Annotated in this window: 12 protein-coding genes and 1 pseudogene; 5 read left to right on the top strand and 8 right to left on the bottom strand. The window is 72.6% G+C overall.

Annotation, left to right across the window (positions count from 1 at the left end):
* Window positions 1-167 precede the first annotated feature (167 nt).
* Together ACF088_RS33515 and ACF088_RS33510 are read left to right on the top strand one after the other, a co-directional pair.
* Entirely contained in the window at window positions 168-929 is a 762-nt protein-coding gene (locus ACF088_RS33515; RefSeq protein WP_392379649.1) for an HAD family hydrolase, read from the top strand.
* Window positions 930-970: 41 nt separating this feature from the next.
* Complete coding sequence (locus ACF088_RS33510) at window positions 971-3,373, top strand: glycoside hydrolase family 65 protein (protein WP_392379714.1); 2,403 nt, start codon at window positions 971-973, stop codon at window positions 3,371-3,373.
* Window positions 3,374-3,487: 114 nt separating this feature from the next.
* Here the strand turns inward: ACF088_RS33510 and ACF088_RS33505 are convergent, their stop codons facing one another.
* The gene (locus tag ACF088_RS33505; protein ID WP_392379648.1) at window positions 3,488-5,839 is read right to left on the bottom strand and encodes a collagenase; all 2,352 of its coding nucleotides are present in this window, start codon (window positions 5,837-5,839) and stop codon (window positions 3,488-3,490) included.
* A gap of 138 nt (window positions 5,840-5,977) precedes the next feature.
* Here ACF088_RS33505 and ACF088_RS33500 point away from each other — a divergent pair, with 138 nt between their 5' ends.
* Window positions 5,978-7,363: an aminopeptidase P family protein gene (locus ACF088_RS33500; protein ID WP_392379647.1), complete on the top strand. Its 1,386-nt coding sequence runs from the start codon at window positions 5,978-5,980 to the stop codon at window positions 7,361-7,363.
* Window positions 7,364-7,396: 33 nt separating this feature from the next.
* On the opposite strand, the gene ACF088_RS33495 is transcribed toward ACF088_RS33500, so the two are convergent.
* From ACF088_RS33495 to ACF088_RS33465, 7 genes and pseudogenes are all read right to left on the bottom strand, one after another.
* Window positions 7,397-8,113 (bottom strand): GntR family transcriptional regulator, encoded by a 717-nt coding sequence (locus ACF088_RS33495; protein WP_392379646.1) that lies wholly within the window; start codon window positions 8,111-8,113, stop codon window positions 7,397-7,399.
* A 95-nt stretch (window positions 8,114-8,208) separates the two neighbouring features.
* Entirely contained in the window at window positions 8,209-9,210 is a 1,002-nt protein-coding gene (locus ACF088_RS33490; protein ID WP_392379645.1) for a proline racemase family protein, read from the bottom strand.
* Window positions 9,211-9,222: 12 nt separating this feature from the next.
* A complete protein-coding gene (locus ACF088_RS33485; protein WP_392379644.1) occupies window positions 9,223-10,119 on the bottom strand; it encodes a dihydrodipicolinate synthase family protein in 897 nt (298 codons plus the stop codon).
* A gap of 74 nt (window positions 10,120-10,193) precedes the next feature.
* Window positions 10,194-11,588, bottom strand: coding sequence for an NAD(P)/FAD-dependent oxidoreductase (locus ACF088_RS33480; RefSeq protein ID WP_392379643.1), 1,395 nt, complete (start codon window positions 11,586-11,588; stop codon window positions 10,194-10,196).
* The gene (locus ACF088_RS33475) at window positions 11,569-11,889 is read right to left on the bottom strand and encodes a (2Fe-2S)-binding protein (protein WP_392379642.1); all 321 of its coding nucleotides are present in this window, start codon (window positions 11,887-11,889) and stop codon (window positions 11,569-11,571) included. Before ACF088_RS33475 ends, ACF088_RS33480 begins: the two co-directional genes overlap by 20 nt.
* Before the next feature lie 154 nt (window positions 11,890-12,043).
* The gene (locus ACF088_RS33470) at window positions 12,044-13,222 is read right to left on the bottom strand and encodes an NAD(P)/FAD-dependent oxidoreductase (protein ID WP_392379641.1); all 1,179 of its coding nucleotides are present in this window, start codon (window positions 13,220-13,222) and stop codon (window positions 12,044-12,046) included.
* Between the two features lie 152 nt (window positions 13,223-13,374).
* A pseudogene (locus tag ACF088_RS33465) lies at window positions 13,375-13,925 on the bottom strand (amidohydrolase); the annotation flags it as partial.
* A 207-nt stretch (window positions 13,926-14,132) separates the two neighbouring features.
* Between ACF088_RS33465 and ACF088_RS33460 the strand changes: the two are divergent.
* Window positions 14,133-14,924: a uracil-DNA glycosylase gene (locus tag ACF088_RS33460; protein WP_392379640.1), complete on the top strand. Its 792-nt coding sequence runs from the start codon at window positions 14,133-14,135 to the stop codon at window positions 14,922-14,924.
* Between the two features lie 207 nt (window positions 14,925-15,131).
* The gene (locus tag ACF088_RS33455; RefSeq protein WP_392379639.1) at window positions 15,132-16,571 is read left to right on the top strand and encodes an MFS transporter; all 1,440 of its coding nucleotides are present in this window, start codon (window positions 15,132-15,134) and stop codon (window positions 16,569-16,571) included.
* Window positions 16,572-16,611 lie beyond the last annotated feature (40 nt).

Below are 16,611 nucleotides of genomic sequence, written 5' to 3'. Positions count from 1 at the left end.
GGGGGCAGGGGGGCAGGGGGGCAGGGGGGGGCAGGGGGGCAGGGGGGGCAGGGGGGGCAGGGTGGTGCACCGGGCCGCACCGGGCCGGGGGTGACGGTGTGCGGCGCGCCCATGGCCCGCAGTCGTGGTGCCATGGAAGGGACACACCGACGAACGGAACCGTCACCATGAGCGGCGCCTCGCTGGCCGCTTGTCTGCACTCCCTGCAGGCCGTGGTCTTCGACACCGACGGGGTCATCACGGACTCCGCGCGGCTGCACGCCGCAGCCTGGAAGGGCGCCTTCGACGCGTGTCTGGCGGCCGCGGGCGGGCAACGCCCCTTCGACCCGGTGGACGACTATCTGCACTATGTCGACGGCCGGTCCCGGCAGGACGGGGCGGCCGCATTCCTGCGCGCACGGGGCCTCGATCTGCCGCTCGGCACACCGGACGACGCACCGGGCACGGACACCGTCGGCGCCGTCGCGGCCCGCAAGGACGAACTGTTCACCGCGCGCCTGCGGACCGAGGCCGTCGCCACCTGGCCCGGCACCGTGCGCCTGCTGCGGGTGCTGCGGGACCTGGGGGTACCGTGCGCCGCCGTCTCGGCGTCCCGCCATGCCACCGAGCTGCTGTCCGCGGCCGGCGTGCTCGGGCTCTTCCAGGCCGTGGTGGACGGCAACGAGGCGCGTCGGCTGCAACTTCCCGGCAAACCCGACCCCGCGCTCTTCGTGGAAGCGGCCCGGCGGCTCGGTGTCCCGGCCGCGGACACCGCCGTGGTGGAGGACGCTCTCGCCGGTGTCGAGGCCGGCCGCCGCGGCGGATTCGGCCTGGTGGTGGGCGTGGACCGGACGGCAGGACCGTACAGTGCCACCGCCCTGCGCCGCCGTGGCGCCGATGTGGTCGTGGCCGACCCCGGCGAGCTGCTGACGGCCGGGGAGGAGGGATGACGGTCCCCTGGACCTGGTCGTACGACGGCCGGGGAGGGCGGATGACGCGCCCCTGGGCCTGGTCGTACGAGGGGTACGACCCGGAGGCGGAACGGCTGCGCGAAACGCTCTGTGCCCTCGGCAACGGCTACTTCGCCACCCGCGGCGCGGCGTCCGAGGTGCCGGCCGGACCCGCGCACTACCCCGGCACCTACGCCGCCGGCTGCTACAACCGGCTCACCTCCCTCGTAGCAGGGCGCCCGGTCGAGAACGAGGACATGGTCAACCTGCCCAACTGGCTCCCGCTGCGCTACCGGATCTGCCCCGCCGACGCGGCTCCCGGCCCCTGGCTCTCCCCCGACCACCCGCAGCTGACGGAGCACCGGCAGACCCTGGACCTGCGGCACGGCACGCTGACCCGCTGGTCGGTCTACGAGGACGAGGCCGGCCGGCGGCTGACCGTGGAACAGTGCCGCCTGGTGCACATGGGCGAACCCCATCTGGCCGCGCTGCGCACCTGCTTCAGGGCCCATGGGTGGGCGGGCACCGTGGAGGTGGAGTCCGGGATCGACGGTGCGGTGCGCAATGCCGGCGTCGCGCGCTACCGCGAGCTGGCGGACCAGCATCTGACGGGGTGGGAGACCGGGAGCGAGCGGCCGGACACGGTGTGGCTGAGCTGCCGCACCCTCGACTCGGACATCCGTATCGCGCTGGCCGCGCGGACCCGCGCCTCCTCCGGCCGGGGCGGGGCGCCCATGCCGCAGCTCAGCGCACTGGGGGCGTTCCACACCCTGGTCCTGCCCCTCCCCGCCGACTCCCCCGCGGTCGTCGAGAAGACCGTGGCACTGTTCACCTCCCGCGACCCGGCGATCGAGAGCCCGCGGCATGCGGCCGTGGACTGTGTGGCCCTGGCCCCGCACTTCCGGCAGTTGCGGGCGTCGCACCGCCGCGCCTGGGAGAACCTGTGGCAGCAGGCCAAGCTGGAGGTTCCCGGAGAGGCGGGCGGGATCCTGCGGCTGCACCTCTTCCACCTCCTGCAGACCCTCTCGCCGCACACCGCCGAACTGGATGCCGGGGTGCCGGCGAGGGGCCTGCACGGCGAGGCGTACCGCGGACATGTCTTCTGGGACGAGCTGTTCGTGCTGCCGTTCTTGAATCTGCACCTGCCGCAGGTCTCCCGCGCGCTGCTCGACTACCGCTACCGGCGGCTGCCCGCCGCCTGCCATGCGGCGCGGGAAGCCGGCCGCACCGGCGCGATGTACCCGTGGCAGAGTGCCGGCGACGGCCGTGAGGAGACCCAGCAGCTCCATCTCAACCCGCGCTCGGGGCGCTGGCTGCCCGACTATTCCCGGCTCCAGCACCACGTCGGGTCGGCGATCGCCTACAACGTGTGGCAGTACGGGCAGGCCAGCGGCGACACGGAGTTCCTGCACACCAGGGGCGCGGAGATGCTGCTGCAGATCGCCCGCTTCTGGGCCGCGTCCGCGGTCTGGGACGCCGCCCTGGGCCGGTACCGCATCCGTGGGGTCGTCGGTCCCGACGAGTACCACGACGGCTATCCGGGCGCCGCGGAGCCGGGAGTGGACGACAACGCCTACACCAATGTCACGGCGGCCTGGGTACTGATGCGTGCCCTCGATCTCTGCCGCACGCTCCCCGAGGCCCATCACCGGCAGCTGTGCGAACGTCTCCAGCTCGGCCCGGAGGAGCCCGAGCGCTGGGAGGACATCACACACCGGCTCCATGTGCCCTACCACCACGGGGTGATCAGCCAGTTCGCCGGCTACGGGGACCTCGCCGAGCTGGACTGGCACGGGTACCGGCAGCACTACGGTGACATCCGCCGGCTGGACCGGATCCTGGAGGCGGAGGGCGACACGGTCAACCGCTACCAGGCCTCCAAACAGGCCGATGTGCTGATGCTCGGCTATCTCTTCTCGCCGTCGGAGCTCGCCTCGGTGTTCCGCCGGCTCGGCCGTCCCCTGGACGACGACATCTGGCACGCCACCGTCGACTACTACCTGCACCGCACCAGCCACGGCTCCACCCTCAGCGCCCTGGTGCACGCCTGGGTCCTGGCCCGCGTCCACCGTCCCGACGCCTGGACGTACTGCGAGGAGGCACTGGCCGGGGATGTGGCGGACGTCCAGGGCGGCACCACCGCGGAGGGCATCCATCTGGGCGCGATGGCCGGCACCCTGGATTTCGTCCAGCGCGGTATGACCGGCCTGGAGACCCGCGACCAGGCGCTGTGGCTCGATCCGGCGCCGCTGCCGGAGCTTTCGAAGTTCGGGGTCCGCATCCGCTTCCGGCGCCACTGGGACATCGATCTGCGCATCCGCGCCGAGCAGGTACGGATCGCGGTACCGGCGTCCGAGAACGCGGCGGTGCGGGTCAGGCTGCGCGACCGCTCGTTCTCGCTGGCGCCCGGTACGTCCCGCCGGCTCGATCTGCCCGGCGACTGACGGGAGCCGAAGGGCCCTGCCGGACACGGCCCGTCTGGCGGACACGGCCCGTCTCCCGGTCACGGCCCGCCAGTCGCACGACGGGCCGTGCCACCGCCGAGGACGGCGCCGCTCTCACCGCCGCAACGGGCCCTCGCAGCGGAAGTCCGCGCTGCCGGCCCGGCCCGAGGACCAGATCTCGGTGGGGCCGAAGGAGCAGTTCATGTCGGTGAAGTTGTTCGCGGCGGGCTTGGTGCGGTCGAGGATGAAGTAGTCGACGGTTTCGGCCATGTCCTTGAAGACCTGGCCGGGATCGCCGGAGTTGGCGAGATTGGCGGTGATCCGGCCGGTGCAGGAGAACCGGCCGATGCCCGGGTCACCGTCGTCCTTGCAGACGGGCGTGTTGGCGGTGGCGGCGGCGAAGGCGCTCTGCACCTCGGCGGGGGTGGCGAACCTCAGGGATCCGTTGGGCGTGAACGTCGTGTCCGGCACGAAGAGGTCGTCGACGATGGCGATCTGCGCGTCGAGGAAGGCGTCGTACTGCTGCTGCAGCCCCGGGTCGGACCCCATGCGGTTGCGCCAGGAGTCGAAGGCGGCCGGGTCGTCCGCCCGCAGGTACCGGTACATCTCCTGGAGTTTCGCGGGGTGGTCGCGCCACAGGAACTCGAAGAACGTCCCGGCGTAGGAGTAGAAGCGGAAGGCGTCGTGGTCGTAGGTCGCGTGCAGGAACGCGTTGATGCTCATACGGGGTTTGCCGCCTGCGGTGTCCGCGATGATGTCGCGGACGAGTGACCGGCGGACGGCGATGCCGTTGTCACGGGTCGAGCCGTCGAAGAACTCGGCGCTGCCCTCGTCCATGGCGGTGGTGCGGTCGCCCTCGTACCAGGGGCCCTCGCCGAAGAAGCCGGGGACGGCGAAGCGGCCGTTGAGGTAGTGGACGTACTCGTGCCGGAAGAGCTCTTCGAGGGTGAGGCTGGAGTCCTGCGGGACGCGACGCTGGTAGGTGTAGAAGGTCGCGCCCTGCTCGATGTAGACGCCGCCGTTGTTGGTGTCCATGCCGGTGAGCAGCGGGTGGTAGACCTCGTAGTCGGCGCGGGAGGCGTACAGGACGATGGTGAGCGTGGTGTTGGGGTCGCCCGTCAGCGGTTCAGTGGTCCCGAGCACCCGGTGGAACTGGGCCCTGACCTGCTTGGACGCGTAGTAGAGCTGGTCGACGACGGCGCGGTCGAGGGCGGTGCGGACCTTGAGGGTGCCGTTGTCGTAGGTGTAGGTGCGCGGGAAGATCCGCTTTTCGATGTCCTCCTTGCACACCGCGTACGGCTTGCAGGCGTCGAAGAAGATGAGCCAGCCGGCGACCTTGGCCCAGGGTTCGCTGCCGTCGCCGAAGTTGCGCACGGTGGTGGGGAGGAGGGCGCCGAGGTCGGTGACGATGGCCGGCTTGAGGGAGCCGATCTGGCCGAAGCGGCCGTACTCCCCCAGCGCATCGCGTACGGCCCAGGCGTTGGGTGTCCCCTTGAGGTGGGTGTATCCGGCGAACGCCTTGAAGACGGCGCGGTAGCCGGGGTCGGCGGCGACCGCGTACTGGAAGGCGGTGTCCTTGTTGCCGGGGTAGACGCCCAGATAGTTGACGGAAAGGGCGGCGAGGGCGGCGTTTCCCCAGGCCGGGTCCTGGTGGGTGGCGGGGTGGGCCGCGTCCAGGGTGGCCAGGACCCGCCGGATCAGGTCGAGTTGATGCTGCCGCAAGCCCGGGGCGCTGGCGGCGTACAGGGCTTCGCGCAGGGTGTCGGCGTTGGCCCGGGTGACATCGAAGGTGCGGGCCGCGGTACCGAAGGCCTCGACGGCGCGGCGTACGGCGTCGACGGTGGGGGCGTCGGTGGTGTCGATCTCGTCGTGCGAGAAGTCCTGGTAGGCCACCGCGTGCAAGTACGTGAACATCTCGTACAGATGGCTGGTGTTCTTGCCGTCATGGGCGGCGGCGAGGCCGGTGATGCGACGGGCCACCGCCTGGACATGGGCGTCGGACATGACGGGGATGAGCCGGGGGTCCCAGGTCCAGACGAGGGTGCGCAGGCAGTCGTCGGCCGCGACGGCCGGGTCGGCGAGGAAGTCCGCGAACTGTTCGGGGTTCAGGCCGGTGACGCCGTCGAGGGTGCAGGGGGCCACCTCGGGTCTCGGGCCCTGCGGCGGGCCCGCGGGCTTGGTCTGGGGACCCGGTATGCGGCCTCTCTCTACGAGGGAGCGGGGTGCCGGCGACGGGGCGACGTCGGACTTCGGGGCTCTGGCCAGGCGTTGGGCATGGTCGAAGGGGTTGGAGGCGGGGGCGGCGGGCCGGTGTCCGGGCTGCGCCGCCCGGTCCCGCTGCGAGGTGGCCGACGTGCGGGGTGCCGCCTGGGCGGCCTGGACGGCCGGCAGGGCGAGGGTGGTGGCGAGGGTGGTGGCGAGGGTCGCGGCCAGCAGGATTCTGTGCGGCAGACGCGAAGGGGGCACCTGAACCTCCGGGAGGGGGTGGGGGGTTGTGTGGGGATGGAGGCGGTGGCCTTCACTCCACGAGGTGTGACCCATAACATAGTAATGTGAAATTGCACTGACAAGGCTTCAGGTAACTCTCTTTACCGGAGGTGTACCTTGACTTCGCGCGCCCCCCAACTCCACACCGGCAGCCATGACTTGCCGGTGTCGGACGCCCTCGCCGCCTTTATGACCGGCCAGTGGGCCACCACCCCACCCCCCGACGGCTCCCGCGTCCCGGGCTTCGCACGGTTCGCCGGCCGCCGGGCCCGGCTCGCCGCACGCTTCCCCGGCGAGCGGCTGACCGTCCCGGCCGGCGAGTTGAAGGTCCGCTCCCACGACTGCGATCACCGCTTCCGCCCGCACAGCGCCTACGCCTGGCTGACCGGGCTGACGGGCGAGGACCAGCCGGGGCATGTCCTGGTGGTGGAACCGGACGGCGAGGCGGTGCTGTATCTGCGGCCGCGGTCGCCGCGGGACGACGGCGGCGCGTTCTACCGGGACCGCCGCTACGGCGAGTTCTGGGTGGGCCGCCGCCCCGATCTGGCCGAGGCCGAGCGCCTCACCGGCCTCCGCTGTGCGCACCTGGACGACCTGCCATCCCACCGGCCCGGACGGGACGCCGCCCATGACGCCGAACTCGCCTCCGCACTCGGCGAGTTGCGGCTGGTGAAGGACGACTGGGAGGTGGCTCGGCTGCAGGAGGCCGTCGCTCACACCACCACCGGCTTCGAGGATGTCGTACGGTCCCTCCCCACCGCGCTGCGCCACCCGCGCGGCGAACGCTGGATCGAAGGGGTCTTCCAGCGGCGCGCCCGCGCCGAGGGCAACGGCACCGGGTACGAGACCATCGCCGCCGCCGGCGCCCATGCCTGTGTGCTCCACTGGACCCGCAACGACGGGCCGCTCGACCCGCATCAGTTGCTGCTGCTGGACGCGGGCGTGGAGACCGACGCGCTGTACACCGCCGACCTCACCCGCACCCTGCCGCTGTCCGGGCGCTTCTCCCCCGTCCAGCGCCGGGTGTACGAGCTGGTGCTCGCCGCACAGGACGCGGGCATCGCCGCCCTCAAGCCGGGGGCGAGCTTCCGCGACTTCCACCGGGCCTGTACGAGCGTCCTGGCCGAGGGGCTGGCCGACTGGGGCGTCCTGCGCATCCCGGCACAGGAGGCGCTCGCCGCCGACAGCGGCCTGTACCGGCGCTACACGCTGTGCAGTTCGGGCCATATGCTCGGGCTCGATGTGCACGACTGCGCCCGGGCCCGCGCGGAGCAGTATCTGGACGGCGTCCTGACGGAGGGGCAGGTCCTGACGGTCGAACCCGGGCTCTATCTCCAGCCCGACGACGAGACCCTGCCACGGGAACTGCGCGGTATCGGGGTCCGGATCGAGGACGATCTGGTGATCACCTCGGACGGCGCCCGGCTGATGTCGTCGGCGCTGCCGCGCACCGCCGACGGGGTGGAGGAGTGGATGGACGGACTTCTCACCGGCCGGGGCTGACCGGGCTGAGCGGGTTCCACCCCGTCCGCCCGGTCAGCCCCGGCGGACGGCCTGCGGCTGCTGCGGTCGCGGGACCAGCGGTTCCTCGCGGCCCTGGGCCCACAGCGAGCGGACATGACCGAGGTGGCGGGCCATACAGGCCTCGGCCGCCTCGGCGTCGCCCGTCAGCATCACATCGAGCAGTTCCCCGTGCTCCTCGGCGGAGGGCAGCAGTTGGTTGCGCTCATCGAGGCGGGTGAGGCCGTAGAGACGGGAGCGCTTGCGCAGCTCCCCGACCGTCTCGACCAGGCGGTCATTGCCGCTGAGGCCGAGCAGTTCGAGGTGGAAGCGACGGTCGGCCTCCAGGTAGCCGATGAGATCGTGCGCGCGGGCGGCGGCGACGATCTCCAGGGCGGCCGGCCGAAGGGCCTCCAACTGGGCACGGCCGGCCGTGCGGGTGACCTGGCCGACGACCGGGACCTCGATCAGGGCACGGATCTCGGTGTACTGGTCGAGGTCGCGCTCGCTCACCTCGGTGATCCGGAAGCCCTTGTTGCGGACCGGTTCGACCAGCCCCTCACGGGCGAGGTCGAGCATCGCCTCGCGCACCGGGGTGGCGGAGACGCCGAAGTCCGCGGCGAGACCCGGGGCCGAGTAGACCGACCCCGGGCGGAGCTCCCCCGCGATCAGGGCCGCACGCAGTTGATGGGCGACCTGATCGCGGAGCCGCTCCTGCGCGGTGATCAGGCTGCGGTGCTTGAGTTCACCCATCGTGGTCCTCCGAGTTGGCGCGGAGTGCCAGCGTACAATGTCACGTTGCGCAAACTCCCTGGTGGCGGACGGCCGTCGGCCTCACGGGCCGTGCCTCACAGCACGAACCCCGCGGGGAACGGGTCGGACGGGTCGAGGAAGTACTGCGCGGTGCCGGTCACCCAGGCCCGGCCGGTGACGGTGGGGACGACGGCCGGGAGCGGGCCGGCCGTGGTGGTGGAGACGAGACGGCCGGTGAACTCCGTTCCGATGAACGACTCGTTGACGAAGTCCTGGTGGAGGGGGAGTTCGCCGCGCGCATGCAGCTGCGCCATCCGTGCGGAGGTGCCCGTACCGCACGGTGAGCGGTCGAACCATCCGGGGTGGATGGCCATCGCATGCCGGGAGCGGGAGGCGTCCGACCCCGGCGCGGCGAAGTAGACGTGCTTGAGGCCGCCGATCCGCTCGTCCTCGGGATGGACCGGGCGGTCGGTGGCGTTCACGGCCTCCATGAGGGCGAGTCCGGCGGCGAGGATGTCGTCCTTGCGGGCCCGGTCGAAGGGCAGGCCGACGCTGTCCAGCGGCAGGATCGCGTAGAAGTTGCCGCCGTAGGCGAGGTCATAGCTGAGCGCGCCGTAGCCGGGGACGGCGATTTTGCGGTCCAGTCCGGCGCAGAAGGCGGGCACATTGGTGAGGGTGACGGCCGTGGCCGCCCCGTCCCGCACCTGCACCTCCGCGGTGACCAGTCCGGCGGGGGTGTCGAGCCGGACCCTGGTCACGGGTTCTCGGACCTCCACCATGCCGGTCTCGACGAGGACGGTGGCCACGCCGATCGTCCCGTGTCCGCACATCGGGAGGTAGCCGGAAACCTCGATGAACAGGACGCCGTAGTCGGCATCGGGCCGGGTCGGCGGCTGGAGGATCGCACCGCTCATGGCGGCGTGGCCGCGCGGCTCGTACATCAGGAGCGTACGGAGGGCATCGCGGTGCTCGGCGAAGTGCAGCCGGCGCTCGGCCATGGTGGCGCCGGGCACGGTGCCGACGCCGCCGGTGATGACGCGGGTGGGCATGCCCTCGGTGTGGGAGTCGACGGCGTGGAAGACATGGCGGGTGCGCATGGCGGGCCCCTCTCAGTGGTGGCCGTCGGCGAGGAGCTTGCCGGTGGCGGCGCGGAGCGCGGCCGAGTGCTCGGCGGTGAGCGGGGAGCGGGGCGGGCGGGTCGGGCCGCCGCGGTGTCCGGCGAGGTCCATCGCGAGCTTGATCGCCTGCACGAACTCGGGCCGGGAGTCCCAGCGCAACAGCGGATGCAAGGCCCGGTAGAGCGGCCGCGCGGTGTCGAGGTCACCGGCGAGGGCGGACCGGTAGAGGGTGCCGCACGCCTCGGGCAGTGCGTTCGGGAAGCCCGCGATCCAGCCGACGGCTCCGGCGAGGGCGAGTTCGAGCAGGACGTCGTCGGCGCCGATCAACAGGTCCAGTTCCGGGGCGACTTCGGCGATCTCGTAGGCCCGGCGGACATCGCCGCTGAATTCCTTGACGGCGACGATGCTGCCGTCGCCGTACAGCTCGGCGAGGAGGCCGGGGGTGAGGTCGACCTTGGTGTCGAAGGGGTTGTTGTAGGCGACGACGGGCAGGCCCGCCCCGGCGACCTCGGCGAAGTGGGCACGGACCGCGGCCGGTTCGGCACGGTAGCCGTTGGGCGGCAGCAGCAGGACGGAACCGGCGCCCGCCTCGGCGGCCTGCTCGGCCCACCGGCGCGATGCGGCACTGCCGTAGGCGGAGACACCGGGCATCACCCGGTCGCCGTCACCGGCAGCCTCCACGGCGGTACGGACGACACAGGCGCGCTCGTCGTCGGTGAGCGTCTGGTACTCGCCGAGGGAGCCGTTGGGGACGACACCGTCGCAGCCGGCGGCGAGCAGCCGGGCCACCTGGTCGGCGTAGGCGTCGTGGTCGACGGAGAGGTCGTCACGGAAGGGGAGGGTGGTGGCAACCATGATGCCGTGCCAGGGACGGGTGCGCGTGACCATACGAAGTCTCCTTCTATGAGGTGTGACATTTTACTGAGCGTCCTGGAGGCTTGCCAAGGTCGCCCGGAATCGAACTAGCCCTGCTCCCCGGCGAGTTCCCCCAGGACGACGGGACAGGCGAGGGGTCTGCGGTCGGCCGCGGGCCCGGCCTGCCCCGCGAGGCGGGCCACCGCGGGGCCGCACATCCGCCCCTGGCACCAGCCCATTCCGGCCCGGGTGAGCAGTTTGACGGTGCGGGTGTCGCGGGCACCGAGGCCGGACACGGCTTCCTGGATCCGGCCGGCCGTGACCTCCTCACAGCGGCAGACCTCGGTGTCCTCGCGGAGCCAGCCCGTCCAGCCGGGGCACGGCGCATGGGCGGCGGCCATGGTCCGGGCGAACCGCCGCAGCCGGTCCCGGCGGCGCCTCAGCGCGCCGCGAGCAGCCCGGTGCGCGATACTGTGCCCCGCCAACTCACCCTCCACTAAAGCGAGTTCCGCGCCACCCACGCCCCCGGCCTCCCCGGCCGCCCAGATGCCGTCGACCGTGGTCCGCTGCTGGTCGTCGAGCACCAGTGCCCAGGTACCGTCCGGAGTACGACGGGTGGCGCAGCCCAGTGCAGTGGCCAGCTCCAGTTGCGGTACGAGCCCGTGGCCGACGGCGAGCGCGTCGCAGGGGATGCGCAGTCCGCTCCCGGGCACCGGCCGCCATTCCCGGTCGAGCCGGGTCAGGGTGACGGCCTCGACCCGGTCGGTACCGTGCACGGCGGTGACCGCGCTGCGGGACCGGATGCGTACGCCGTGGCGGAGCAGGCTCGCCGCGTGCCCGGCCCCTTCGACGAGCTTGCGGGGGTTGGCGGCCAGCGTGCGCGGGGCACGGGCATATCCGGCGTAGCCGCTCGCCTCGGCGACCACCGGCACGGTGGCGCCGGCCGCGGCGAGCGATCCGGCGACGGCGAGCAGCAGCGGACCGCTGCCGGCGACCACGACCCGCCGCCCCGGCAGCACCAGCCCCGCCTTGAGCATGGCCTGCGCGCCGCCCGCCCCCACGACTCCTGGCAAGGTCCAGCCGGGGAAGGGAAATTGACGTTCCTGGGCGCCGGTGGCGAGGAGCACCGTGTGCGCGGCCACCTCGGCCCGGCCCTGCGCGCCGTCCGGCCCGGTGACCGCGTGCACGGTCCAGTGGGCCGCGTCCCGGGTGACGGCCCAGACATGGTGTGCCGCGAAGTGACGCACCCGGCCTGCGGCGAGCTGTGCGTCCAGCCGTGCGGTGCGCCGCGCGAACGCGCGCCAGGAGTGATGCAGGGCCTGGGGGCGGGCGGCGCCCAGTCCTGGAGCCGGCTGCCGGTAGAACTGTCCGCCGGGCCGGGCGGCGGCGTCGACGAGTGCCACCCGCAGCCCGAAACCGGCGGCGGTGACCGCGGCGGCGAGCCCGGCCGGCCCCGCGCCGATGACCACGAGGTCGTGGGTGTCAGACGGTGAGATCGGCACGCCCGTGTCCCTCCTGGGTGGTGATCGTGTCCCCGGGCCGGGCGGGCACCAGGCACGCCCGTTGATTGGGTCGGCCGTTGACGGTGGCCAGGCAGTCGAAGCAGGAGCCGATCCCGCAGAAGGCCCCGCGCGGCCGCCCGTCGCGTCGGGTGGTCCGCCAGGAGAGCACCCCGGCCGCCCAGAGTGCGGCGGCGATGCTCTGACCGGGCAGCGCGGGCAGCGGCCGCCCGTCGAGACGGATCTCGAACGCCGGTCCCGGCGCGGCCCGTACGACATCGGCGGGCGTGCGGCGACGGGTCATCCCCGGGCTCCTCTCGGTGGTGGTGTGCAGCCGGCGAAGGCACGAACAGGATCGACAGCAGGGAAAGTTGACCGTTGGGGTCCCGCGGAGCCGGCCGGCCCGCTCTCCGCCACCTCGGCGCCGTCCGCCCCTGCCCTCTCCGGCTCGGCCTCGTTCATTCCTCCCCCTCCCCTTCCTCCCCCGCTCCTTCCTCCCCCGCTCCTTCCGCGAACCGGTCCGGGCGGAACGGCCGCGCATCCAGCGGACCGGGCGCCCCGGTCAGCGCGACGGCGATCAGCCGGCCGGTGGCGGGGGCGAGTCCGATACCCGCGCCCTCGTGGCCGCAGGCGTGCAGCAGGCCCGGCAGGCGTGGGTCGGGGCCGATCGCCGGGAGGTGGTCCGGGAGGTAGGGGCGGAACCCCTGATAGGTACGCATCACCCGGACACCCGCCAATACGGGGAACAGGGCCGCAGCCTGGGCGGCGAGCCGGCGCAGCACCCCGACCGAGAGCGTCCGGTCGAAGCCGATCCGTTCCCGGCTGGCGCCGATCAGGACCGGTCCCGCCGGGGTGCCCTCGACGACGGCGGAGGTCTGCAACGCGGCCGATCCGCTGGCCACATCGGCGACATAGTCCGCGGCATAGACCTTGCGGCGTACGACACGCGGCAGCGGCTCGGTGACCAGCACACATCCCCGGCGGGGCAGGACGGGGACCCGCACCCCCGCGAGCGAGGCCAGCCGGCCGGCCCAGGTGCCGGTGGCGTTCACCACCGCGGGGGCCAGGATGTCGCCCCGCGGGGTACGGACACCCCGTACCGTCCCGCCGGGCCCCCGCAGGACGGCCGTGACCTCCGCGCCCAGGTGCAGCCGCGCTCCGGAGGCACGCAGCAGATGGGCGGCGGCCAGGGCGGGCTGGACCTGGGCGTCCTGCGGGTAGAGGACACCTCCGGCGAGACCGGGCGCCAGATGCGGTTCGGCGTCCCGCAGCCGGTCGGCGGCGAGGCAGTCGCTCCGCACGCCCGCCCTGCCCTGCGCCGCGCGGAAGGCGCGCAGCGCCGCCATGCCGGGCTCGTCGGAGGCGACGACCAACCCGCCCTTCGTCTCGTACTCGATCTCCGGCGGGAGCTCGGCGGCGAGTTCGCGCCACAGCCGGAGGGAGAGCAGCGCGAGGTCGAGTTCCGGGCCCGGTTCCTTGTCGGAGACGAGCAGATTCCCCTCACCGGCGCCGGTGGTGCCGCCCGCGACGGGTCCGCGGTCGACGACGGCGACGGCGAGGCCGGACCGGCCAGCGTAGTAGGCACAGGCGGCGCCGACCACTCCGGCCCCGACGATGACCACATCCGGAGCATCCAAAGACTGTCTGTGTCTCGTGGGCACGTCAGTAATATGTCACACAACACAGGCGCCGAAAAGGGGACTTGGCGGACCGGAGCTCGGCTTCCGTGCGGGCCCTGACGGCCCCGGGGCGCCGGAGGACGGGTAAGGCCGGTGCCCGGCAGCGGCGATCACCGGCTCCGGGTCCGCTCCGCGATCCAGCCCGCCATGGCCCGTACGCCGATGCCGATCGCGCGCTCGTCCGGGGCGGCGGTCCAGGTAGAGGGCGAAGTCCTCGCCGCTGAAGGGCGGAAAGGCGGTATGGAGCTCGGTCACCGCGTCTCGGCCGAGGGTGTGCCGCAGGTGGCGGGCGAGCACGCGGGCATCGCGTACCTCCCGGAGCCGCTCCTGAGGCCAGCAGCGGTAGGACACACTCACCTTGGCTTCCTCCGCTCGGGCCCTCAGGGCCACGAACCGGGCCAGCGGCCTGTGGGGCGTCTGGGCGTCTGGGCGTCTGGGCGTCTGGGCGTCTGGGCGTCTGGGCGTAGGCGACCATTCGCTCAAGGTCCGCAGAGGTCTGCGGCAGTGCCACCGTGGCGGGCGCGCCGATCTCGCCGGCCAGCCGTCGCGCGGCATCGGGCGCGTGCGGCCCGGAGACGGTCACCTCCGCCTTGTCCTGGCCCGGCATCCCGAAGCCCGGGGTCACGGCGAACCGGCCAACGGGGAACGGCCCGCAATGCAGCCGACGTTGCCTATCCGGCGGGCCACCGCATGCAGGCGGGGACAGCCCCATCATGGGGACCGCTGTCGGAGCAGATCGGACGGACGACCTGTCGGACAGGCTCCGGTTGTGTGGTCCGGGGAGGTTGTTGCCGCCCGCCCCCGACGGCAACCGAGCGGGGCGTCACCACAGCGCGTACGTTGCCCGACGCGGCACTAGCGTGGAGGGATGAACGAAACCGGGGCCGCGGGGTCACCGCCGGGCAGGGACCAGGCGGCCTTCCCCGTCCATCACGCCGGGCGCTGCGGCGAGCTCGCGGAGCTCGACGCCCAGCTGGTCCGCTGCCGCGCCTGTCCCCGGCTGGTGGAGTGGCGCGAGGAGGTCGCGGCGCATCCGCGGGCGGCGTTCCGGGACCAGGAGTACTGGGCGCGTCCCGTCCCGGGGTTCGGGCCGTCCGATGCGGCGCTGGCCGTCGTAGGGCTCGCTCCTGCCGCGCACGGCGGCAATCGCACCGGCCGGATGTTCACCGGGGACGCCTCCGGTGACTTCCTGTTCGCCGCCCTCCATGCGGTCGGTCTCGCTTCCCGGCCCACCGCGACGCACCGGGGCGACGGGCTGGAGCTGTACGGAGTGCGGGTCACCGCGCCGGTCCACTGCGCTCCGCCGGACAACCGACCCACGCCCGCCGAGCGGCGTACCTGCCGGCCGTGGCTGTCGGCGGAGCTCGAACTCCTCAGCCCCGGCCTGCGTGCGGTCGTGGTGCTCGGTGCCTTCGGCTGGCAGGCGCTGCTGCCCGTACTGGGCGACGCCGGGTGGCCGCTCCCCCGGCCCCGCCCCGCGTTCGGTCACGGCGTACAGCTGGCCCTGCCCGCCACCGGGCGGCGGCGGGAACTCCAGGTACTCGGCAGCTACCACCCCAGCCAGCGCAATACGTTCACCGGCCGGCTCACTTTCGACATGCTCGTCGAACTGCTCGCCCACGGCGCCGGACTCGCGGGTCTGGAGCGTCCGGGAGGCTGACGAAGGCGACGGGAGTGACATCCGGGGGCATGGCCGTGGAACCCCGTGCGGCGCATCCGGGACCGCGGGGGACGAGGGACCCGCCCCGTGCGGCGGATTCGGGACCACGGATACGCCGCCATGCGGCCCCGGACGCCGACTTCTATCCTGAGAGGCAAGACGGCTGCGCAGACCGGTGGGTTACGGGATTACGGCCGAGGAGTGCTCGTGCGCCATCGCGTTGCGGACCAGCTGGAGAGAACCGCTTCGGGCGGCTCCTTCTCGCACCGGGACCGGGCAGTGATCGTCGCTGCCGCGCTGTCCATGCTCATCGTGCAGATGGACTGGTTCGCGCTCGATCTGATGCTTCCGGTCATCGCCAGGGATTTCGGGACCTCGTCCACCGATCTGCAGTGGCTGGTCAGCGGCTACATGGTGGCCGTCGGCGCTTTGATGATCGTGGGCGGCCGGGCCGCCGATCTGCACGGGCGGCGACGGGTCATCGTGATCGGGCTGATCGTGTTCGCCGCCCTGTCCGTGGTGTGCAGCGCCGCACAGAACGCCCCCTGGCTCATTGCCGCGCGGGTGGTACAGGGCACCGGAGCAGCCTTGATCTTCCCCGTTTCCGTGGCGGTGGTGACCAGTTACTTCCGCGACGACCGGCAGGGGCGGGCGGTCAGCACCGTGCTGGCGTTCAGTTCCGTCGGCACCGCGCTGGGGCCCTTCGTGGGAGGCGTCTTCGCCGAACACGTCAGCTGGCGTGCGGTGTTCCTGCTCAATGTGCCGGTGTGCCTGGCCGCCGCGCTGCTGGTGCTGCGCTTTGTTCCCGAGAGCCGCGACGAACAGGCGACCCGGCATCTCGACCTTCCCGGTGCGGCGACCGTCGCCGTCGGTCTGGCCTGCCTGATGCTGGCAGTCGACCAGGGCCAGGGCTGGGGGTGGGGCTCCGCGCCCACCCTGGCCACCGTCGCCGTCGGGATCGCCTCCCTCGTGCTGTTCGTCGCGGTGGAGCGGCGGACGCCGGAGCCGTTGATCGATCTCTCGCTGTTCCGCAATGTGAAGTTCGATGTGATCACCCTGGCGGGTTCACTCTCGAATGTGGTCTATTGCCTGATCGCGGTGTTCTCCGCGCTCTATCTGCAGCAGGCCCGGGGACTGTCGCCGTTTCACGCCGGGGTGATCTTTCTGGCGCTCTCCTGCGGGGTCGGAGCCGCCAGCTACCGGGCCGGGCAGCTGGCGCTGCGCTGGCGTGCCGAGCGGCTGATGGCCTGCGGCATGCTGACGAGCGGTGCCGGGCTGCTGGTGCTGACCTGGGTGCAGCCCCTGGGCTGGTACGCGGTGGTCTTCGTGGTCTGCGGGGTGGGCATCGGGCTGGGGTGGGCGCTGACGAATGTGGCCACGCAGGCGCATGTCCCCGCGGAGCGGACGGGAGCGGCATCGGGACTGGTGCTGACGTCGCTGGTGCTGTTCGGGGCGGTGAGCGTGACCGTCGCGGCGACGGTGCTGGAGCTCGTCAGCGGCTCCCCGTCGACCGCGTCCGCCGACGGACCCGCCATCGAAACCGTCCTGCGCGGTACGTCCGTACTGGCCTTCCTCGGCGCCTTCGGTCTGCTCGCGGTCAGTGCGCCACGGCTGCGGGCCCGAGTCGGTTCAACGGTTCCCGGCTGACAGGACCCGGTGCAGATCCGAGGGGTGCGCGCCACCGCGT

The organism is Streptomyces sp. NPDC015125 (assembly GCF_043080045.1).
GTDB lineage: Bacteria > Actinomycetota > Actinomycetes > Streptomycetales > Streptomycetaceae > Streptomyces.
The sequence above is the reverse complement of the archived record's forward strand: the minus strand, read 5'-3'. Positions and strand labels throughout refer to the sequence as shown.